We start from the raw sequence: 20,864 nt of genomic DNA, 5'->3' as shown, positions 1-20,864 counted from the left end.
CCACCTTTGCCTACATCAAGCGACATGTGGGCACTGTAGATATCCCTGCCGTTCAGGCCAACAATCCGGCAAGCGATCGGTGGGATGGCGGCGAGCGGGTGAAGACGCCGCCCGCGGGTCACGCCCCCGAGGGCGCTCCGGCCCGGCGTCCAGGGCGAGTGCTGGGCGCCGCAGCCCAGCGTCCAGGGCGTCCCGGGACGCCCGCGGCGCCAGCGCGCTGGGTCCGCGCGCTGGGCCGACCGCAGGACAGACCCGCACGCTCGGTCGAACGTTTGTGTCGAGGCGCCCGCTTCTCTCGACGTGCCGATGGGGGTCGTGTAAGCAGCCTGGTCGGACGCGACACAGCACGATGCCATCGCCCAACGAGGGGGGCGCGCCCGGCAAGCCCGGCTCCGCCCCCAAGCCTTCGCCTGTCATCTTCGCCGTCGCCAACCAGAAGGGGGGCGTCGGCAAGACCACGACCTCGGTCAACCTGGCCGCGAGCTTCGCCGCGGCAGAGTGCCGTACGCTGCTCGTCGACTGCGATCCGCAGGGGAACGCCTCGAGCGGCGTCGGCGTGCGGCGCGGGAGCTTCGAGCTGTCCCTCTACGACGTCCTGATCGGGCGGGCGGCGCTGAAGGACGCGATCGTCCCGACCGAGGTGCCGCTCCTCGGCGTGGTGCCCGCGACCCAGGACCTCGTCGCGGCGGAGCTCGAGCTGGTCGACGCGGACGACCGCGCGGTGCGGCTGCGCAACGCCCTGCGCCCGCAGCTCGCGGGCTACGACTACGTCGTGCTCGATTGCCCGCCGTCGCTCGGGCTCCTCACGCTGAACGCGCTCACCGCGGCGCACCGGGTGCTCGTGCCGCTCCAGTGCGAGTACTACGCGCTCGAGGGGCTGACGCACCTGATGGCGACCATCGACCGGGTGCGGAGCGCCTTCAACCCGGAGCTCACGGTCGAGGGCGTCGTCCTCACGATGTACGACGGGCGCAACTCGCTCACCCACCAGGTGGCCGACGAGGTGAAGGCGCACTTCCGCGTCTTCGACGCGATCATCCCGCGCAACGTGAAGCTCAGCGAGGCGCCGTCGCACGGCAAGCCGGCGCTGCTCTACGACGCGCAGTCGAAGGGGGCGCAGGGCTACCTGAGCCTCGCGCGCGAGATCCTGGACGGCCCGCCCGCCGCCGCGGCAGACACGAAGAAGCGGCCGCGCGGGGACGCCGCCGAGGCGGAGCCGCCGGCCGAGCCTTCGCCCCCGCAGAACCCCGGAGAGCGCGCGAGGGACGCACGACCCAGATCATGAATGCCGATCAGAAAGGGGCGCGGCGCGCGCTCGGACGGGGGCTCGACGCCCTGCTCCCGGCGGCGCCGCCGGCGACAGCGACTGCGGCCGAGGGGCGCAGCGTGTTCGTGTGTGCGATCGAGAAGATCGTCCCGCAGAAGGGGCAGCCGCGGCAGCACTTCGACGAGACCGAGCTGGAGGAGCTCACCGGCAGCATCCGCGAGCACGGGCTCATCGAGCCGCTCATCGTGCGCAGGACGCAGGCGGGGAACGACGCCTTCGAGCTCATCGCGGGCGAGCGGCGGTGGCGCGCCGCGCAGCGCGCGGGGCTCAGGGAGGTGCTCGTCGTCGTCAAGGACGTCTCCCCCAAGGAGGCGTTTGAGCTCGCGCTCGTCGAGAACGTGCAGCGAGCCGACCTCAACCCGATCGAGATCGCCGAGGCGTTCGACCGGCTGCTGCGCGAGCACAGCTACACGCACCAGACCCTCGCCGAGCGCGTCGGCAAGGACCGCACGACGATCGTCAACTCGCTCCGGCTGCTCCGGCTGCCGCCGCGGATCCGCACCATGGTCATCTCGCGCGAGCTGAGCGAGGGCCACGCGCGCGCGCTGCTCGGCGCGCCCAGCGACAAGGTGATGGCCGACGTCGCGGAGCGGACCGTCCACGGCAAGCTCCCCGTCCGCAAGGTCGAGGCGCTGATCAAGGCGGCGAAGGAGAAGGAGCTCCGGGCCGCCGACGGCGAGGAGCCGGGCGAGAAGAAGCGCGGCGGGAAGTCGCCCGCGATCAAGGACCTGGAGGCGCGGCTCGCGCGGCGGCTCGGGACCCGGGTCGAGGTGCGCGACGAGGGCGGCCACGGCGAGCTCGGCATCACCTACGGCTCGCTCGACGAGCTCGACAGGATCATCGCGCTGCTCGGCGCGTGAGCCGGCGCGGCCGGCCCCTCGCCCGCGCGCCCGAAGGCGCGCGGCCGGGCGCTACTTCACCCTGGCGCTGAGCTCCTTCACCTTGGCGCGGGCGCGCTTGCCGATCTCGGTGTCGCCGCCGTGCTTCCCGGCCTCGGTGAGCGCGGCGATCGCGCTCTGCGGCTTGCGCTCGGCCAGGAACGACAGGCCGAGGTAGTAGTGCGCGGCCGCGAACCGGGGGTCCACCTTGATCGCCGCCTGGTAGTCGGCGCGCGCCCCCGGCTCATCGCCGAGCTCGTGGCGGCACGTCCCGCGGCGCACGTGGAACTCGGCCTCCGGCTTCAGCTTGATGGCGCGGTCGAACGCCGCCACGCAGTCGGCGTAGGCCTTCGCCGGCCCGAGCATCCGCCCGATCGTCGCGATCGTCGCCACGTCGTCGCCGGTCGCAGCGAGCGCCTTCCTGAGCTCGGCCGCGGCCCGGTCGAGCACCTTCGCCTCGAACAGCATCGCGCCGTAGGCGAAGCGCGTGGCGGCCGTGTCCTCCGCCTTGAGCGCCGCCTCGTAGTGCTTGCTCGCGTTCGCGACGTCGCCCTTCAGCCCGTACGCGTAGCCCAGGTTCTGGTGGAGCGCGGCCCGGTCCGGCGCCTGCTCGATCGCCTTCGAGAGCACCGCGATCGCCTCGTCCGGCCGAGGCGGCTCGTCCAGGTAGAGCGCGGCCAGGTTCAGCGCGGCGGCCTCGAGCTTGGGATCGCTCGCGAGCGCCTTCTTGTACGACGCCTCGGCGCCGGCGCGATCGTTCGTCTTCTCGTTCGCGAGGCCGAGGTAGTAGTGCGCCTCGGCGCTGCCCGGCTCGTGCTCGATCGCCTGGAGGAGGTGCTGCTTCGCCTCCTCGTACTTCTCGTTCTTGATGTACGCGATGCCCCGGTCCAGCGCCGTGGACGACGCGCCCTTCGAGGCCGCCGCGTCGCTGCCTTCGGGCGGATCGGCCAGGAGCGGGTCGCGCTGGGGCTCCTGCGCTCCACCACACGAAAGGGCGCACGCCGCGACGCACGCGGCAAGCGCCATAGCCGAAAGGACCCGCTGCGCGGCGGGCCTCGCCGTCGTCGTCCACACAGCGCGCGTAAACCACCTCTCGTTCATCCGACACTCCCTTCGCCGTCCAGGCCCTGGAGGACCGCGTGCAGCCGCTCCTCCACCTCTTGCGTCCGCTTGCCGTTCGGGATCTTCGTCCCGTCCGCGTCGCTCACGTAGAACACGTCGGCCACGCGCGTCCCCTCCGTGTTGATCTTGGCGACCGAGATCGAGAGGCCGAGCTGGTAGAGCGCGTCCGAGATCGCGAACAGGAGGCCGGGGCGATCGCGCGTGAGGACCTCGATCACCGTGTGGTGCGAGGCGCGATCGTCGATGGATATCTGCGTCCGGACCTTCGGCGTCGGGCGCTCGCGCAGCGCGCCGCCCCGGCGCTTCTTGGCGAGCTCGGCGCCGGAGAGCTGCCCCGTGAGCACCGCCTGGATGTCGGTCACGAGCTTCGGGATGGCGCGCGCCACCCCCCCTACCCCTTCGCCGCGGTCGCGCACCCAGAACAGGTCGACGGCCTGCAGGCGCACGCCCGCCGGCGGGGACGAGCCTGCCCTCGCGCGGATCACGCCGCCGTCGTCCATCCCCTCGTCGTCGCACGCGCGCGAGTGGATCTGCGCCGCGTGGACCTCGAGGCGCGAGGCCGCGAGCGCGGCCGTGATCGCGGCGAGCAAGCCGGGGCGATCCGGCGCCACCACGCAGACCTCCGCGGCCTCCGGGTGGCGCGACGGGACGAGCGCGACCGAGACGGTGTTGGCGCCGGACTGCTGCTGCCGGGCGAGCTCCGAGTGCGCGGCGATCGCGGCCGGGCTGTTCGCGAGCAGGTAGCGCTCGGGCATCGACGCGAGGTAGCGGGCCAGGAAGTCCCGCTGCGCGCGCCGCTCGGCCTCGCTCGCGGCCGGGAGGTCCTCGAGGGCGCCGACCGTGCCGCTGATCGCGCGGGCCATGCGCTGGTCGTCGATGTCGAACGACCCCGCGTCCTCGCGCGCGCCGCGCAGGGCCCTGTCCGCGGAGAGGTACAGCTCGTCGAGCATGCGCGCCTTCCACGACGTCATCGACGTGGGGCTCGTGGTCGAGATGTCGGCGACCGTGAGCAGGTAGAGATCGCGCAGCCCCTCGCGGCCGTGCACCTCCTGGCAGAACTCCGAGATCGTCGCGGGATCATCGAGATCGCGCCGGGTCGCGATGAGGTACATCACGAGGTGCTTCAGCACGAGGTGGCACGCCTCGTCGATGTCCTCCTGAGGGAAGCCGAGCCGCGCCAGGATCTTCCTGGCCATCTCGGCGCCGCGCCCGCTGTGATCGGTGCCCCCGATCGCCTTGCCCACGTCGTGCAGGAGCGTGGCGAAGAACAGCATCGTCGGCCGCGTCGCCTCGGCGGCGAGCCGGCACGCGAGCCCGAACTCGCCCGCGAGCTCGCCCCGCACGAGCGCCGCCAGCCGATCGACCGCGGCGACCGAGTGAACGTCGACCGTGTACACGTGGTAGACGTCGTGATGGACGCGCCCGACCACCGGCAAAAACTCCGGGATCATCGCGAGCAAGAGGCCGAGGTCGTGCAGCTCGCGGACGACCGAGCCGCTCTGCAGCTCCGTCTCCTTGCACGTGGCGACGAGGGTCCGGAACCGCTCGGCGGCCTCGGGGCTCTCGCGTAGCGCCGCGCAGAACGCCGGATCGCCGGCGGCGCGGACGATCGCGCCGCGCGCGTAGGGCAAGAGCGGCACGCCGCGCTCGACGGCCTCGGAGACGAGCCGCAGCGCGATCGCCGGATCGGTCCTCAGCAGATCCGGATCGCTCATCGTGATGCAGCCGTCGAAGAGGCGGACCCCGGCGCCGAGGTCCTCGTCGCGGCGGCGGCGCCGCGTCAGCGTCGGCGTGGCGCGCGAGACGATCATGTCGAGGGAGCGCGAGATGGTCCGGGCGCTCCGGTAGTAGTCGCTCATCATCCGCTCGATCGCCTCCGGCGACACCGCGGCCTCGCCGGGGGGGGGCGCGCCCTTCCGGCCGGCGTCGGCCGGACCGGCGCCCTTGCTGTAGCCGAGCGCCCCCGCGCAGAGCTCCTGCTCGTCGAACGTCAGCCGGTCGGTCCTCCGCCCGGAGTGGGCGTGGAGCAGGTTGCGGATGCGCCAGAGCATCTCCGCGGCGCCCCGGATCTCCTCCGCCTCGCGGGCGACGAGCGCGCCGAAGCGGACGAGCGCGTCGAACTCGCCGACGCCGTAGCGCGCCTTCGCGGCCCAGCGGGCGACGTCGAGATCGCGCAGCCCGCCCGCGCCGTTCTTCACGTCCGGCTCCAGGAGGTAGACCGATCCGCCGAAGCGCTCGTGCCGCTGCGAGATCTCCTTCCCGAGCCGCTCGATGAAGCGGGGCAGCTCCGAGTGCGCGAAGATGCCCGACGAGGCGCGCTGCCAGAGCGACTCCGACAGCGACGCGTCGCCGACGACGTGCCGCCAGTCGAGCAGGCTCGTCGCCGTGGGCAGGTCCTCGCGCGCGCCGTCGATGAGGTCGTCGATGGTGACGACCTGGTGCCCCACGGCGACCCCCATGTCCCAGAGCGGGTAGAGCAGCGCGTCCGCGATGGCGCTGGCGCGCTGGGCGTTGTGGGCGAGGATGCGCAGATCGAGGTCGCTCCGCAGCGCGACCGCGCCGCGGCCGTAGCCGCCGACGCCGGCGATCGCGACCGAGTCCCACTCCTTGCGGCTGGGCCCGCCGGACTCGCGCAGCAGGTGGAAGAGGCGCGCCAGGAGATCGTCGAGCAGGCGCGCGTGGCGCCGCCCCAGGGCGACCCCGACGGCGGCCGGATCCGCGGCCGGCGTGGGGCCGCTCGGCGCCGTGCGATCGAGCTCGGCGCGCTCGCGCGCATAGGCGGCGCGGAGCTCGACGAGCCCGCTGGGCCTGGACGTGGGGGAGAGGTCGACGCTCATGCGGTGTCGTTCTGCTTTCTCAGGCGCCAGGGGCGCGGAAGGCGGTGACGTGCGCGTTCACCTTGACCGGCGTCAGGCCGGCGCCGCAGAGGCGCGGCGCCTCGCTCGCGGCGGAGAACAGGAGCCCGCCCGGGCCGAGCTCGGCCGCGAGGCGCCGCGCGACCGCGTCGCCAGCGGGCTCTGCGAGATACAGGAGCACGTTCTTGAAGAAGATGATCTGGAACCCCCCGCTCGGCACGGCGTGCACCAGATCGCAGACCTCGAAGGACACGACGTCGCGGAGCTGCTGGCCGACGTGCAGCGCGCCGCCCTTCTCTTCACAGTAACGCTGAACGAAGGACGGGGGGAGCTGGTCGACGGCCTCGGCGGAGTAGACGGCCTCGCGCGCCGCCTCGATCGCGGGAGCGGCGCGGTCGACCCCGAGCACGCTGAAGCGGCGGCCCGCGCTCGCGAGCACCATCGCCAGGGTATACGCCTCCTCGCCGGTGCTGCACCCGGCCGAGAGGCCGGCGATGGGCAGGTCGGGCGGGAGCCTGGGCAGCACCGAGGCGGCGATCGCCTCCCAGATGATCGGGTCGCGGTAGAAGCGCGTCTCGCCGACGCGGAGCGCGCTGACGATCTCCTCGATGGCCTCCCTGTCGTCCCGCAGCCGCTCGGCGGCCGCGAGCGGCGACACGCCGTGGCGCGCGGCCACGGCGCTGAGCACGGCGAGGACCCGCTCGCGCACCCAGCCTGGTGCGGCGAGGCTGCGGCCCAGGCCGAACCGGCGCTGCAGCTCGGCGAGCGCGAGGTCGACGGCCCGCTGGGCGGACCGCGCCGCAGGACCTCCTCCCGCTCTCGACGATCGGGCCATGGAAGGTCGTCGCGTTCAGCCGAGGAAGCCGGCTTTCCTGGCCTGGGCTCCCTTGCCGCCGCCGTCGAGGGCGATGGCGAACACGTCCTTCAGCGCGAGCACGAACGTCTCGCCCTTGGTGCTGCGCGCCTTGAGGAGCCCGCCCGCGCTCGACACGGCCTCGATCTTGGTCACCGGGAGCGACACGCCGTCGTGCGCGGCGTAGATCGTGAGCACGCGCCCTTCAGGGAGCTCGGCCCAGCCGTCTTTGTCGGTCTTCGCCTCTGCCGTCTCGAGGGCTGCCTTGAGTAGGTCGTCGGTCATGAGCAACGTTTCCGTCCCGCGCCCTGCCGCGTCAAGCACGTGCTCGCCCTTACGGTGATGCAAGGCGATCGGCGTCCTGCGGGGCCTCCTCCGTGGTACCGTACTGTGCGGATGTCGAGAAGGCCGCCCAGCCAGCCCCCCCCGCGAGGGGCCCCCCCGGAGGCGCAGCAGGTGGGCAACATGCCGCCGGGGTGGCAGCCGGAGGATCACCTCTTCGTCGACGACATCAAGAAATCGTTCGGGGCGACGAAGGTGCTGCACGGCATCACGATGCACCTCCGGCGGACCGAGACGGCGGTGATCATCGGCGGGTCGGGCGCCGGCAAGACGACGCTGCTCCGGCTGCTCATCGGGCTGGAGCGGCCGACCACCGGCCACATCTGGGTCGACGGCGTGGACATGGGCGCGCTCGACGATTTCGAGATGAACCGGATGCGCCAGCGGTTCGGCATGGTGTTCCAGTACGCGGCGCTGCTCGACTCGCTGACGATCTTCGACAACGTGGCGTTCCCGCTGCGCGAGCACCGGAAGCACATGTCGAAGCGGGACATCCGCGACAAGGTCGTGGGCATGCTGAACTCGCTCGGCCTCGAGAACAAGGAGGACCGGATGCCGTCGGAGCTGTCCGGCGGGCAGCGCAAGCGCGTGGGCCTGGCGCGCGCGCTGATGCTGGAGCCCGAGATCCTCATCTACGACGAGCCGACCAGCGGGCTCGATCCGCTGACGAGCCGGATGGTCGACGACCTGATCGAGGAGACGCGGGCGCGCTTCAAGGTGACGAGCGTGGTGATCTCGCACGACATGGCGAGCACGTTCCGCATCGCGCACCAGGCGTTCCTCGTGATCCAGGGGCGCGTCGTCGCGTCGGGGACGCCGGACGAGCTGGCGCACGGCGACAACGAGCAGGCGCGCCAGTTCATCGCGGCGTCGGGGGTGGCGACGGACGAGGTGTCGCGGGTGAACCGGCCCGCGCTCGCGGACGGCACGGGCGGGCGGGTGATCGAGTTCAGGAAGGCGGCGGAGTAGCAGCCGGGTCGAGCGCCACGGCGCCCGGCCGAAACCGGGACCCGGGTGGCGCGCTACAGGCGGAGCAGCGCGACGTGGCGGCCGCGCGGCGTCGTGACGTCGCTGAACCGGGGCGCGGTCCGGGCGAGCCGGCCGCGGGCGTCGAAGATCACGAGCGTCGCGCGCCTCTGGCGCAGGCGCGCGAGGTAGCTGTCGAGCTGGGCGAGGCCTTCGCGGAGCGGGTCCTTCTGGCCCTTGCGCCACACCTTGAGCTCGACCGCGCGCCGCTGGACGGCCCGGGCGCCGCCGGGCTTCTGGTAGGGAAAGCGGACGAGCAGATCGATGCGCCCGCGGCCGACGCCGTACTCGCGATCGATGGATCCGCCGCCGTTGACCGCGCGCTGGAGGAAGGCCATCAGGACGAGCTGCGGGGCGACCTCGGGGTACGGCATCCCGGAGGCGAGCACCTCGCCGTGCTCGTGCCAGAACGCGGCGAACGCGCGGAGCAAGCGCCGGAACGCGAGGCGGCCGTCGGGCAGGCGGAAGCGCTCGGGCGGGGCGTCGATCCGCTCCTCGGCCGAGGCGGAAAGGACGCGGGCGATCACCTCGCGGTAGATGGGGTTCGCGACGCGCAGCGGCTTGCCCTGGGCGATGAGCCCGAGATCGCGGGCGTAGGAGACGTCGTCGTCATACGTGTCGCCGCCGCCCTCGTACGTCCCCGCGAGCATGGGCTCGATCACGCGGCGGACGCGGGGCTCGGCGAGCTTGCTGACCAGCGAGTCGAGGTGGGTGGCGCGCGCGAGGATGAGGTGCTCCTTGGCCTTCTCGACATGCGCCGAGGTGATGGGCTCGCCCGGCGGGATGGCGAGCTTCTCGACGATCTCGCGGCCGAGGGCGTTGACGAGCCACAGCTGTCCGACGGTGAGGTCGAAGGCCCGGGAGAGCGCCGCGTCGAGGAAGACCTGGCCGGTGTCCTCGGTGTGCTGAGCATAGAGCGCGCGGAGCTCTTCCTCCGAGAAGTCGCCGAGCCGCAGCGACTCGAGCTTGATGTTGAACGGGCTCGCGGTGCCGAGGCGCTCGGGATCGCCCCCGCTCGCAGCCTTGTCGTCGCGCACGTCGCGCAGCCCGCAGCGGATGATCGATGCGGGGAAGTGCTCGGGGCGGCTGGGGAAGCCGGCGCGGAGCTGGCGCAGGACGCTGAGCAGGCCCTGGCCACGCAGGGCGTCGATCTCGTCGAAGATGAGGGCGAGCGGACGCGGGCAGGCGCGCGCCCAGGCGGTGAGGGCCGCCGAGAGGAGGCCCTCATCGCCCTCGAGAGAGAACGGCGGCGGCTGGAGCTCGGGCGGCAGCGCGATCTGCGCCGCGCGCGTGAGCTCGCGCAGGACGGCGCGCTGGGCGGAGCCGTAGTCGTCGCCGGCGGCGCTGCCCTCCTCGCAGGAGAAGAGGACGGCGGCGTGCCGACCCGAGGCCGTGAGCCGCTCGGCGACGGCGCGCAGGGCGGTCGTCTTGCCCGTCTGCCTCGGGGCGTGGACGACGAAGTAGCCCATCTGCTCGACGAGCCTCGGGGCCTCGGGCAGGCGGCTCTCGGCCGGGATCATGTAGTGCAGATCGGGGCGGCACGGCCCGGTCGTGTTGAAGCGGCGCTTCGCCCGCGCGAGCGTTGGGCCAGCGGCGGCGCGAACGCAAGGGCACGGCCGCCGAACACGGTGACCGCGACTCGAGCGAGAAGGTGAAACGAATGGAGCGGTGGTTCTGGATCGGTCTCGGTGGTGCGGCGGGGACCCTCGCCCGCTACGGGCTCTCGACGTGGTGCCAGCAGCGCTTCGGCGCCGAGTTTCCGTATGGGACGCTCGCCGTCAACGTGATCGGGTCGTTCTTGCTCGGCGTCATCGGAGAGGTCGCCACGACGACGGAGCTCCTGTCGCCGACGCTCCGCCTCAGCCTGAGCACCGGCGTGATGGGCGGCTTCACCACGTACTCGAGCTTCAACAACGAGACGATCCGGCTCATCGAGTACAGGTCGTGGGCGGCGGGGCTCGCCAACATCGCGATCACGCTGGTCGCTTGCTTGCTCGCCGGCGTCCTCGGGATGGTCGTCACGAGGCGGCTCATCGCGGGCTAGGGCGCCCGAGGTGGGGCCGTATCGCGCTGAGCCGGGGCTACCTCCTGGGTCCGAGTTGTCGGGCCAGGCCCTCGGTCAGTCCACGAGCCCTCGCTCCCTGCTCGCCTCGTCCAGCCGCACGAAGCTCGCTCCCCCGCGCGAGACCTCCTCCATGAACGCTCCCAGCGCCTCGAGCCGCCTGCCCAGCGCGATCCGGAGCTCCGGCTGGTACGGCGCGAGCGCCTCGAGACCGTCGCTCCGGTCGAGGAAGTCCATCCCGTGCAGCTCCAGGTTGACGAGCACCTCCCCGGCGCAGGCGCGCGCCAGGAGCCGCGCGCCCGCCGCGCCCGCGAGCGCCACGCTGCCGCCGATGACCGGCAGCCGGAGCCCCGGTGTCACCTGGATCGGCAGCTCAATGAAGCGTCGACCGCCACGGCGGTACCACGGCCGCCCCGGCCGGTACGGCCGGCGGGGCGCCGCGAGCACGCGCGGGGTGTCCAGGATCGCCAGCGACCCCCTGCCCTTCACCCGCTGCACGCCCATCGCGAGCGCCTTCGCGGCGTAGTACGGCGGGCACGGGAACACCGAGGAGTCGAACGCGACACCGACCGCGTCGAGCGCGTCGAACAGCGCGTCGCTCACCGTGTACCCCGGCGCGCGGAAGCCCGTCGGACGCCGGCCGACCGCCTCCGCGATCGCCTCGGCGCCCAGCAGGACCTCCCGCGCGATCGCGGCGCGCGGGAGCCGCGAGAGGTCGTAGCGGTGCCCGTACGAGTGGTTCTCGACCGCGTGGCCGGCGTCGCTCAGCGCGCGCAAGGCCGCCGCGCTCTCGGGGCGCGCGAGGTCGCGGCCGATCGCGAACAGCGTGACGGGGATGCCGTGGGAGGCAGCGAAGTCAGCGATGCGCGGCAGCGCCGTGTCGTACACGGCGCTCAGCGCGGCCGCCGCCCCGGAGCGATCCGGGACGGCGAGCCCGTGGATGGCGAAGTAGTTCGGGACCTCGTCGAGGTCGATCGAGACGGCGGCGAGGCGCCCCCGCATCGGACCGCGTCAGCTCGCGGCCATCTTCGCCACCTCGGCGGCGAAGTCGTCCTCTTTCTTGGCGATGCCCTCGCCGCGCTCGTACCGCACGAAGCGCGTGAGCTTGAGCTCGCCGCCGGCCGCCTTCGACGCCGCCTGGAGGAGCTTCTCGATCGTCTGGCCGCTCTCGCCGCGCGACGCGGCCTCCACCGACTCCTGCTCGAGCAGCGCGACCTCCGAGTACCACTTGTTGAACTTGCCCTCGATGATCTTCGGCCACGCCGCCTCGGGCTTCGGCTTCGGATCCTCGCGCAGCTGCGCCTCGAAGATCTCCTGCTGCTTGGCCTTCAGCTCCGCCGTGACCTCATCGCGACGGAGGACGAGCGGGCTCATCGCGGCGGCCTGCATCGCCGTCTCCTCGACGAACTTCTGCACCGCAGGGTGCTCCGCCACCGCCTGGCTCGACGCCTCGACCGCCACGAGCACGCCGATCTTGCCGCCGAGGTGCACGTACTCGTGCGCGACGCCGTGCTTGCCCGCCGGGATCGACACGCGATCCCAGCGGCGCACCGCGATCTTCTCGCCGATGCGCGCGGTCAGCTCGGTGGCCGTGTCGGCGATCGACTTTCCGCCGATCGAGAGCTGACCCGCGTCCGCGCCGTCGGGCGCCTTCTCGAGGGCCGCGAGCACGTCGCCGACGAACTGACGGAACGCGTCGTTGCGAGCGGCGAAGTCGGTCTGGATGTTGACCTCGACCATCGTCGCGCTGCGCCGATCGGCCGCGACCACCGCGCGGACCTCGCCCTCGGTGGCGGACGCGCCGGCCCGCTTGGCGCTCTTCGCGAGACCCTTCTTCAGGATGATCTCGACCGCCTTCTCCATGTCGCCCTCGGCCTCCGTGAGGGCGCTCTTGCAGTCGCTCATCCCCGCCTGGGTACGCTCACGAAGCTCCTTGATCGCCTGCGCATTGATGCCGGCCATGGCTCTTTCTCCTTCAACCTGAAACCTAGATAGGAAGAGGCCGCGCCGAGCGGCCCCCGTTCACACACGTCCGACTGCTGTTGCACGAACGGCCCGAGCGAGGGCGGGTCGAACCGCAGAGGCACAGAAGGCGCAGAGGCGTGAAATTTTCATTTCTGTCCCTGCGCCCTCTCTGCTCTCTCGCGGCTGCCACACCGCCCAGGCGAGCAGCGACGTCGTCGTCACCGCGCCGCCCGAGCGCTGGGCCGCTCCGTCGCGGCTCGCGCCGCGCTACGACGCCTGCTGCTGGCGCGGACCGCCGCCGCGGCCGCCGCGGCCGCCCTGGTAGACGTTGATCTCGTCGCGCTGGCCGCGACCGCCGCCCGCCGCCTGCTGCCCGCCCTCGCCGTGATCCTTGCGGCGCTGCGCGCCCTCGACGCACGCGTCCGCGACACGGGCCGTGATCAGCCGGATCGAGCGGATGGCGTCGTCGTTGCCAGGGATCACGAAGTCGACGAGATCCGGGTCGCAGTTCGTGTCCGTGATGGCCACGACCGGGACGTTCAGCTTGCGCGCCTCGCTGATCGCGATGGACTCCTGGTGCGGATCGATCACGAAGATCGCCGCCGGGAGGCCGCCCATCCCCTTGAGGCCGCCCAGGTACTTCTCGAGCCGCTCGCGCTCCTTCTCGAGGCGGACGACCTCCTTCTTGAGCAGCTGCTCGTAGGTGCCGTCCTCCTTCATGCGCTCGAGGGTGCGCAGGCGATCGAGGCCCTGCTTGATCGTCCGGAAGTTCGTCAGCGTGCCGCCGAGCCAGCGGTTCGTGACGAAGTACATGCCCGACCGGCGGGCCTCCTCCTGCACGATGTCCTGCGCCTGGCGCTTCGTGCCGACGAACAGCACGTGGCCGCCGCGGCCGACGGCGTCGGTCAGGAAGTCGTACGCGCGCTTGAAGAGCCGCGTCGTCTGGTCGAGATCGATGATGTGGATGCCGTTGCGCGCGCCGTAGATGAACGGCCGCATCTTCGGGTTCCAGCGCTTCGTCTGGTGGCCGAAGTGCACGCCCGCGTCGAGCAGCGAGCGGAGCGGAAGCGGGAAATCCCCCGGCTGGGGGGCGGCGGCCTGCATGGTGTCGGCCGCGGGGACGGATGCGGAGAAGCTGGTATCAGTCACGGCAGTGTCCTTTCGGTTGGTCCGCCGCTCCCCCTCCCGCGACCAACCCCAGGCGCGGACAGGAGCGTCCGTGCTGCTGGGGCACCGGGCCGCGGAATGCCGTGGGTGCCAGGAGAGCGTGTGGATTCGGTTCTGCGGCAGCGAAGGCGAGGATTCAGCCTCCGCTGTCCCCCTCGTCACGAGACCGCAAGAAGGGGGCGGTTTGCTACCCCGAGGCACATCGCTTGTCAAGCGATGAAGCCGCCACCTCGGCATGCACAATTTCCGTGTGTTTGCGTGTGTCTTCGCGCGGCTCTCCGCGCAGGCGTACACTCGCCTCGTGCGAACCGCATCACGAGGCTTTCTTACCGCACGCTTTGCTTCGGTCTGCGCAGGGCTCGCGATCGTCTCCGCCTGCATCGCCTCGGCGCCGGAGGGCATCCGCCGGCACACCGACGGCGATGGCGGCGATTTCGGCGTGGACCCGCAGACCACGTCGACCTCATCGTCCGCCGGCGCAGGGCTGCCCGGCGGCGATCCGCACGCGCTGCTCGGCGCGGATCCGACGCACGGGCCGTTCAACGGAGGCCAGCGCGTCCTGCTCCACGGCAACGGCTTCAGCTCGCAGATCCGCGTCTGGTTCGGCGACGTCGAGGTCGATCCATCCGCGATCGTGCCGATCGATCCCAGCCGGGTCCAGGTGGCGGCGCCGCCGGGCGCGGCGGGCCCGGTGGAGCTCGCCGTGCAGAACGGCGACGACACGTCGACCCGGCGAACGCTGCCGGGAGGCTACGTGTACGACGCGCTCTATGCGTCGCCGTCGAGCGGGCCGATCTCCGGCGGGACGACCATCCAGCTCGTCGGCCAGGGCACGCGCTGGAACGAGAGGACGGTCGCGAAGATCGATCAGAAGCCGTGCACGTCGCTCGCCGTCCAGGAGCCGACGCGGCTCCTGTGCACGGTGCCCCAGGGCACGCCGGGCGCGAAGACGATCTCGGTGACGACCGGCGGCGAGACGATCCTCGTGCTGGACGGCTACACCTACGAGGACAGCGAGAACGGCTTCAAGGGCGGGCTCAGCGGCGCGCCGCTCGCCGGACGGCTGAAGGTGCTCGTCTACAACAACTTCACGGGTGATCCGATCCCGGGAGCGAGCGTCGTCGTCGGCACCGACACGACCTCCCCGATCGAGGTCGACGCGTCCGGCGTCGCGGTGATCGAGGACGCGTCGCTCGATTCGCCGCGCACCGTCACCGTGGCCGCGACGTGCCATAGCCCGATCTCGTTCGTCGACGTGCCGGTCGACACGGTGACCGTCTACCTGGATCCGGTGCTCACCCCCGCGTGCGGCGCGTCCGGCGATCCACCCCCGCCGGTCGGCGGCAAGGTCGGCAGCGCGGGGGCGATCGAGGGTGAGCTCGTCTGGGACACGTCGCTGGACCCCGGGAGCGTCGGGTGGGGCAACATCCCGAGCCCGCGCCGCGAAACCGAGCGAAAGGCGGCGTACGTGTTCACGACGGGCGTCGATCCGCTCGCGACCTTCAGGCTGCCGTCCGAGTTCCAGGCCATCACGCCGGAGACGTCGGGCGAGCTCGGGCACGGGTTCACGATGTACGTCGCGCCCGGCAACCGCACGATCTACGCGCTGGCGGGCCTCGAGGATCGCTCGACGACCCCGCCGCGGTTCACCGCGTACGCCATGGGCGTGGTCCGCGGGATCCCCGTGCTCCCGAACGAGTGGACGAGCGAGGTGTTCGTGCGGATCAATCAGCCGCTCGACCATGCCCTCTCGATGGACGTCAGGGCGCCGGCGAAGGGGCCGAAGGGGCCGGATCGGATCCAGGCGAACGTGTCGCTGATGATCGGCAACGACGGGTTCGCGACGCTCCCGATCGGCGCACAGAGCCCGCTGATCCCGTTCGACGGGGGGCTGACGTTCGTCGGCGTGCCGCCGCTCGCCCGCGACCTGCTCGGCGCGAGCTACCACTCGTCCGCGCGCGCGGTGACCGGCCAGGCCGGGCTCGCGCCGCTGTCCGTCGTCGGGCGGGTCCTCTCGACCAGCACGAGCGAGCCCGTGCGCATCGGCGACTTCGTGGGGGTGCCGACGCTCGAGGCGCCCGCGCAGAACAGCGCCTGGGATGGGTCCCACCTCGCGACCTCGTTCGGCGCGGGCGCGCCCGTCGACCTCAGCGTCTACGACATCGCGAGCGGAAACGGCCTCGTCCGGTGGACCGTAGCCGTGCCGGCAGGGTCGCACGCCGTCGAGGTGCCGGACCTCCGGCAGCTCGGGCTCGAGCACGGCGCGCTGCCGCCGGGGCCGCTCACGATCGGGGTGTACGGGGCGCGGATCGACGGCTTCGATTACGGCAAGCTCGTCTACCGGCAGCTCAAGCCGGCAGGGATGGCGGCCTACTCCCTCGACAGCTTCAACGCACACCTGTGATGAGCGCCCCGCCCCACCCGACGCGAGCGCGCAGGCCGACGCGCGCACGCAAGCAAGGACGCCGCGCCCGATCGCGGCACGCTGCAGCCGCCGCCCTCGTCGCCGTCGCCGCGGGGCTCGGGCTCGCGCCGAGCTGCTTCGACAGCGGCACCCGGTGGGGCGCTCGGCCGGAGGAGCCGCCGCTCTGCACGGCCGGCGACGTGCGCTGCGGGGCGGAGCTCGCGCGCTGCGAGGAGACCGGCGCAGGGCTGGCCTGGGTGACGCTCGACGACTGCGCCGCTCAAGGGCTCGTCTGCGCGTCGCTCGAGCTCGGCTGCCGGCCCTGCGTGCCCGCCGCGCACTCGTGCCGCGGGCAGGACGTCGTCGTCTGCGACGCGGACGGCAGGTTCGGCCGCGTGATCGACACCTGCGACACGGAGGCCGGCGAGGCGTGCCGGAGCGGGAGCTGCCAGCAGCTCTGCGCCGTCGCGGAGCTCGAGCGGAGCAACGTGGGGTGCGAGTACTGGGCGGTCGATCTGGACAACGCGCGGATCGACGCGACAGGAAACGCGGCGGCGCAGCAGTTCGCGGTGGTGGTCTCGAACCCCCAGCCGGACGTGCCGAACGAGATCCACATCTTCCAGGACGACGGCGCGCCGGGCGACGAGCCTGCCCCGGTGGAGATCGCGAGCGGGCTCGTCGCGCCGCTCTATCTCCAGGTGTTCAAGCTCGGGCCGCGCGAGGTCGATGGCAGCCCGGAGGGCGAGTACAACACGGGCACGCACACGGCGCTCACGCGGCACGCGTACAAGATCACGTCGAAGTTCCCCATCGTCGCCTACCAGTTCAACCCGCTGGAGAACGCCAACGTGTTCTCCAACGACGCCTCGCTGCTGAAGCCGCGCGAGGCGCTGACGTACAGCCCGGGCGCGATGGCGACGGCGTACGTCGTCACAGGGTGGCCGCAGACCATCGCTGTCACGGACGATCCGGACACGAACTTCGATCCGCAGAACCCGATCGACCTCCGGGCGTTCCTGACCATCGTCGGGACGCGCGAAGGGACGACCGTGCAGGTGACGACGAAGGCGAAGGTCGTCGGGGGCGGGCCCGTCCCGGAGACGCCAGAGGGCGGGTCGATCGAGGTCAAGCTCGGCGCGTTCGACGTGCTCAACCTGGAGAGCGGCGGGTTCAACGCGGACTTCACCGGATCGATCGTGAAGGCCGATCAGCCGATCGCGGTCTTCACCGGAAGCGAGGCCTCGGACGCGCCGCACTTCGAGGTGCTCGCGGATCGCCGCTGCTGCGCCGACCACCTGGAGGATCAGCTCGATCCGACCCGGACCGCCGGCAAGCGGTTCGCGGTGCCGCACACGCCGAGCCGGTCGCGGACCGTCAAGGAGGCCGGCGCGCGGATCGAGGCCGTGCCCGAGCCGGAGTACGTCAGGATCGTGGCGGCCAGCGGCAAGGGCGCCGTGATCGCGACGACCCTGCCGCCGCCGGACGATCGGATCACGCTGTCGGCGCTGGGCGCGTTCCGCGAGGTGACGGCGTGGGGCGACTTCATGATCGAGAGCTCCGAGCCGGTCATCGTGTCGCAGATCATGGCCAGCCAGAACGCGACGGGGGTCAAGCAAGGGCTGCCAGGCGGAGACCCGAGCCTGATCATCCTGCCGCCCATCGAGCAGTTCCGGCCGGACTACGTGTTCCTGACGCCGGACAAGTACGCGTTCGACTTCATCTCGGTGGTCGCGCCGCGGTCGGCCGTCGTGCGCCTCGACGACGCGACGCTCGGGCCGGACGAGTGCGAGATCGCGCCTGCGGACGGGCTCACGGAGGAGCAGCGCGGGGGCGGCGCGCCGTCATTCGTCGTCTACCGCTGCCAGCTGAGCTTCGCGGCGATCGATCCGGCGCGGCAGGCGCCGGACAACGTGCTGCCCGGGATGCAGCGCGACGGCGTGCACTGGCTCACGGCCTCCGCGCCCGTGGGGCTGCTCGTGACGGGGTTCGACTCGTTCGTGAGCTACGGGTACGCGGGCGGCACCGAGCTCCGCGAGATCGCGCCGCCGGACTGAGCCGCCGCGGTCAGCCGCCGCCGCCGAGGAGCCCCTTCAGCTTGGCCACGAGCCGCAGCGCGTCGAGCGGCGCGAGCCGATCGACGTCCACGGCGCGCAGGGTCTCGATGACGGCCGACTGCTCCGGCGGCACCGCGGCCTGCGCGGGGGCGAACAGGTCGAGCTGCGCGGCGCCGCCGCGCGTGCGGCCGCGGAGGGAGGCATGCTTGCCGCCCGGCAGCGCGGCGCCCGACTCCAGCGTCGCGAGGATCGCGCGGGCGCGCGCGAGCACCCCCTCGGGGACCCCCGCGAGCCGCGCGACCGCCACGCCGTAGCTGCGGCTCGCGGGGCCCGCCTCGAGCTTGTGGAGGAAGATCACGTCGTCGCCGTGCTCGCGCGCGGCGACGGAGTAGTTCGCGATGCCCGGCGCGCGCGTCGAGAGCTCCGTCAGCTCGTGGTAGTGCGTCGCGAACAGGGCGCGGCAGCCGATCGCGTCGAACAGGTGCTCCGCCACGGCCCACGCGATCGCGAGGCCGTCGTACGTGCTCGTGCCGCGGCCGATCTCGTCGAGGATCACCAGCGATCTCCGCGTCGCGTCGCGGAGGATCTCGGCGGTCTCCCGCATCTCCACCATGAACGTGCTCTCGCCGCGCGCGACGTTGTCGCTCGCGCCCACCCGCGAGAGGATCCGGTCGACGAGGCCGATCTCCGCCTCGCGCGCCGGGACGTAGCTGCCCATCTGCGCGAGGACCACGATCAGCGCCACCTGGCGCATGAGCGTCGATTTGCCCGCCATGTTGGGGCCCGTGATCAGCCAGAGCCGCTCGCCCGAGAGATCGAGTCGCGTGTCGTTCGGCACGAAGTGCCCCGCGGCCGCGTAACGCTCGACCACCGGGTGGCGACCGTCGCGGATCGCGAGCGCCTCGCCCGCCGTGACGTGCGGCCTCACGTAGTCGTTGCGGTGGGCGACGTCGGCGAGGGCGGCGGCGACGTCCCACGCCGCGAGCTTGCGCGCGAGCGCGCGGAGGCGGCCCTCGCTCTTCGCGACGAGGGCCCGCAGCCGGTCGAAGAGCGCTGTCTCCCGCTCCAGCGCGCGCGCCCCGGCGTGCTCGATCTTGTCGGCGAGCTCGTCGAGCTCGTCGCTCGTGTAGCGCTCGCCGGTCGCGACGGTCTGCTTGCGGCGGAAGGTCGCCGGGACCTTGGCGAGGTGCGCGCGCGTCACCTCGATGTACCAGCCGAAGACGCGCGTGTACTTGACCCGGAGCGAGGGCGCGCCCGTCTGCGTGCGCAGCTTCGCCTCGAGCGCGAGGATGAGCTCCGTCGCGTTCTTCTCGACGCCGCGCGCGTCGTCGAGCTCCTTGTCGTAGCCCTCGCGGAAGATGCCGCCCTCGCGCGTGTTCGGGGGCGGCCGCTCGATCAGCGCGGCGGTGAGCTCGGCGCACACGTCGGCGACGACATCCAGCGCCGCCGCCTCGGCGAGGAGCGGCTCGGAGCTCGATCCGGTCGCAGCGCCCTCCTTGCCCCGCGCAGCGGCGCCGTCGTCGCTCCGCGCCGCCGCCTTGCCGAGGTCGGGGATCGACCGGACCGCGGCGATCGCCGCCGGGGCCGCCGTGAGGCCGTCGCGCAGGAGGCCGAGATCGCGCGGCGTGGCCTCACCAAGGAGCGCGCGGACGCTGAGGCGCTCGAGGTCGCCGACGCCGCCGAGCGCTTCCCGCAGCTCGCCGCGGGCGCGCGGGTGCGAGACGAAGAGCTCCACCTCGTCGAGGCGCCGGCGGATGCCGGCCAGGTCCGCGAGCGGCGAGAGCAGGCGGCGGCGCAGGAGCCGGGCGCCGCCCGGCGTGACCGTGCAGTCGATGACGTCGAGCAGGGTGCCGCGGCGGCCGCCGTCCGCAGCGCGCACGAGCTCCAGGTGCGCCTGGGCCGTCTCGTCGATGCGCAGCGTGCCCGAGGTGTCGTGCGGGGCGATGCGGCGCACCGGGATGCGCGCGCCGGGGCTGCAGCGGCGCGCGAAGCGCAGCGCCCGCGCCGCGGCGCGCACCGCCGGGAGCGGGTGCTCGGCCAGCGCCGCCGCCGAGATCGGCTCGATCGCGGCGTCATCGAGGATCGACGCGACCTGCGCGCTGTCGAGCTCCTCGTCGTCGCGCAGCGCCGCGCGGCAGGCGAGCGAGGCGGCTGCCGCGCGGACGTCCGGGAGGTCCCGGGCGATGAGCGCCTCGCGCGGATCCGCCCGGGCGAGCTCCGCGAGCAGCGTCGCGGCGTCCGGGACCGAGGTGGCCGAGAGCTCGCCGGTGGAGAGATCCAGCAGCGAGAGGCCGTAGGGGCCCCCCACTCCGAGGGCGTCGCCGCGCGGCACGCCGCCGCCGTCGACCGCCGCCAGGTAGTGGTTGGCGCGCGCGTCGAGCTGATCGGTCTCGGTGACGAGCCCCGGCGTGACGACGCGCACGACCTGCCGCGGCACGAGCCCCTTGATCTTCGACGGATCCCCGCACTGCTCGCAGATCGCCACCTTGTGACCGAGCGCGAGCAGCCGCGCGATGTACCCGTGCGCCGCGTGGTGCGGGACGCCGGCCATCGGGGATTCGTCGGGCTCGCCCTTGTTGCGGCTCGTGAGCGTCAGGTTCAGCGCGCGCGACACGAGGACCGCGTCGTCGTTGAACATCTCGTAGAAGTCGCCCATCCGGAAGAAGAGGATGGCGTCGGGGTGGAGCGCCTTCGCATCCTCATACTGGCGCATCACCGGGGTCAGCTTCTTCCTGGCCGCAGGCTGCTCGGACGGCTGCATCGCCGGCGTCTTAGTCTCGACCGCCGGTGAGGTCTACGCGTGATTCGC

15 protein-coding genes are annotated in these 20,864 nt (G+C 72.5%); 6 read left to right on the top strand and 9 right to left on the bottom strand.

From position 1 onward, the window contains the following. The first annotated feature begins 349 nt into the window (after positions 1 to 349). Together WMF45_RS17965 and WMF45_RS17960 are read left to right on the top strand one after the other, a co-directional pair. Positions 350 to 1,285: a ParA family protein gene (locus WMF45_RS17965; RefSeq protein WP_437718099.1), complete on the top strand. Its 936-nt coding sequence runs from the start codon at positions 350 to 352 to the stop codon at positions 1,283 to 1,285. Beyond that, positions 1,282 to 2,187, top strand: a complete 906-nt coding sequence (locus WMF45_RS17960) for a ParB/RepB/Spo0J family partition protein (protein ID WP_437718098.1) — start codon at positions 1,282 to 1,284, stop codon at positions 2,185 to 2,187. The genes WMF45_RS17965 and WMF45_RS17960 overlap by 4 nt, the downstream gene beginning before the upstream one ends. 51 nt (positions 2,188 to 2,238) lie before the next feature. Here WMF45_RS17960 and WMF45_RS17955 read toward each other — a convergent pair whose 3' ends face one another. The 4 genes from WMF45_RS17955 to WMF45_RS17940 all read right to left on the bottom strand — a co-directional run bounded on the left by WMF45_RS17955 (position 2,239) and on the right by WMF45_RS17940 (position 7,320). Then, a complete protein-coding gene (locus WMF45_RS17955) occupies positions 2,239 to 3,231 on the bottom strand; it encodes a tetratricopeptide repeat protein (RefSeq protein ID WP_437718097.1) in 993 nt (330 codons plus the stop codon). Positions 3,232 to 3,302: 71 nt separating this feature from the next. After that, complete coding sequence (gene glnD, locus WMF45_RS17950; protein ID WP_437718096.1) at positions 3,303 to 6,164, bottom strand: [protein-PII] uridylyltransferase; 2,862 nt, start codon at positions 6,162 to 6,164, stop codon at positions 3,303 to 3,305. Between the two features lie 19 nt (positions 6,165 to 6,183). Further along, complete coding sequence (locus tag WMF45_RS17945; RefSeq protein ID WP_437718095.1) at positions 6,184 to 7,017, bottom strand: CheR family methyltransferase; 834 nt, start codon at positions 7,015 to 7,017, stop codon at positions 6,184 to 6,186. 15 nt (positions 7,018 to 7,032) lie between these two features. Then, a complete protein-coding gene (locus WMF45_RS17940) occupies positions 7,033 to 7,320 on the bottom strand; it encodes a hypothetical protein (RefSeq protein WP_044965043.1) in 288 nt (95 codons plus the stop codon). A 111-nt stretch (positions 7,321 to 7,431) separates the two neighbouring features. Here WMF45_RS17940 and WMF45_RS17935 point away from each other — a divergent pair, with 111 nt between their 5' ends. Next, a complete protein-coding gene (locus tag WMF45_RS17935; protein WP_437718094.1) occupies positions 7,432 to 8,346 on the top strand; it encodes an ABC transporter ATP-binding protein in 915 nt (304 codons plus the stop codon). Positions 8,347 to 8,399: 53 nt separating this feature from the next. On the opposite strand, the gene WMF45_RS17930 is transcribed toward WMF45_RS17935, so the two are convergent. Continuing rightward, a complete protein-coding gene (locus WMF45_RS17930) occupies positions 8,400 to 9,923 on the bottom strand; it encodes an ATP-binding protein (RefSeq protein WP_437718093.1) in 1,524 nt (507 codons plus the stop codon). Positions 9,924 to 10,063: 140 nt separating this feature from the next. Here WMF45_RS17930 and crcB point away from each other — a divergent pair, with 140 nt between their 5' ends. Then, complete coding sequence (crcB, locus tag WMF45_RS17925; RefSeq protein WP_437718092.1) at positions 10,064 to 10,447, top strand: fluoride efflux transporter CrcB; 384 nt, start codon at positions 10,064 to 10,066, stop codon at positions 10,445 to 10,447. Positions 10,448 to 10,522: 75 nt separating this feature from the next. Here the strand turns inward: crcB and WMF45_RS17920 are convergent, their stop codons facing one another. From WMF45_RS17920 to rpsB, 3 genes are all read right to left on the bottom strand, one after another. Then, entirely contained in the window at positions 10,523 to 11,467 is a 945-nt protein-coding gene (locus tag WMF45_RS17920; protein ID WP_437718091.1) for a polysaccharide deacetylase family protein, read from the bottom strand. Between the two features lie 9 nt (positions 11,468 to 11,476). Then, positions 11,477 to 12,427: a translation elongation factor Ts gene (tsf, locus tag WMF45_RS17915; RefSeq protein ID WP_437718090.1), complete on the bottom strand. Its 951-nt coding sequence runs from the start codon at positions 12,425 to 12,427 to the stop codon at positions 11,477 to 11,479. Positions 12,428 to 12,697: 270 nt separating this feature from the next. Beyond that, the gene (gene rpsB, locus WMF45_RS17910) at positions 12,698 to 13,534 is read right to left on the bottom strand and encodes a 30S ribosomal protein S2 (protein WP_437719550.1); all 837 of its coding nucleotides are present in this window, start codon (positions 13,532 to 13,534) and stop codon (positions 12,698 to 12,700) included. A gap of 364 nt (positions 13,535 to 13,898) precedes the next feature. Between rpsB and WMF45_RS17905 the strand changes: the two genes are divergently transcribed. Continuing rightward, positions 13,899 to 16,001, top strand: a complete 2,103-nt coding sequence (locus WMF45_RS17905) for an IPT/TIG domain-containing protein (RefSeq protein WP_437718089.1) — start codon at positions 13,899 to 13,901, stop codon at positions 15,999 to 16,001. Beyond that, positions 16,001 to 18,055: an IgGFc-binding protein gene (locus WMF45_RS17900; RefSeq protein ID WP_437718088.1), complete on the top strand. Its 2,055-nt coding sequence runs from the start codon at positions 16,001 to 16,003 to the stop codon at positions 18,053 to 18,055. The genes WMF45_RS17905 and WMF45_RS17900 overlap by 1 nt, the downstream gene beginning before the upstream one ends. Positions 18,056 to 18,065: 10 nt before the next feature. On the opposite strand, the gene mutS is transcribed toward WMF45_RS17900, so the two are convergent. Then, entirely contained in the window at positions 18,066 to 20,816 is a 2,751-nt protein-coding gene (gene mutS / locus WMF45_RS17895) for a DNA mismatch repair protein MutS (protein ID WP_437718087.1), read from the bottom strand. Positions 20,817 to 20,864 lie beyond the last annotated feature (48 nt).

The sequence above is a fragment of the Sorangium sp. So ce448 genome, assembly GCF_051520915.1.
Classification (GTDB): Bacteria; Myxococcota_A; Polyangia; order Polyangiales; family Polyangiaceae; genus Sorangium; species Sorangium cellulosum_B.
The sequence above is the reverse complement of the archived record's forward strand: the minus strand, read 5'-3'. Positions and strand labels throughout refer to the sequence as shown.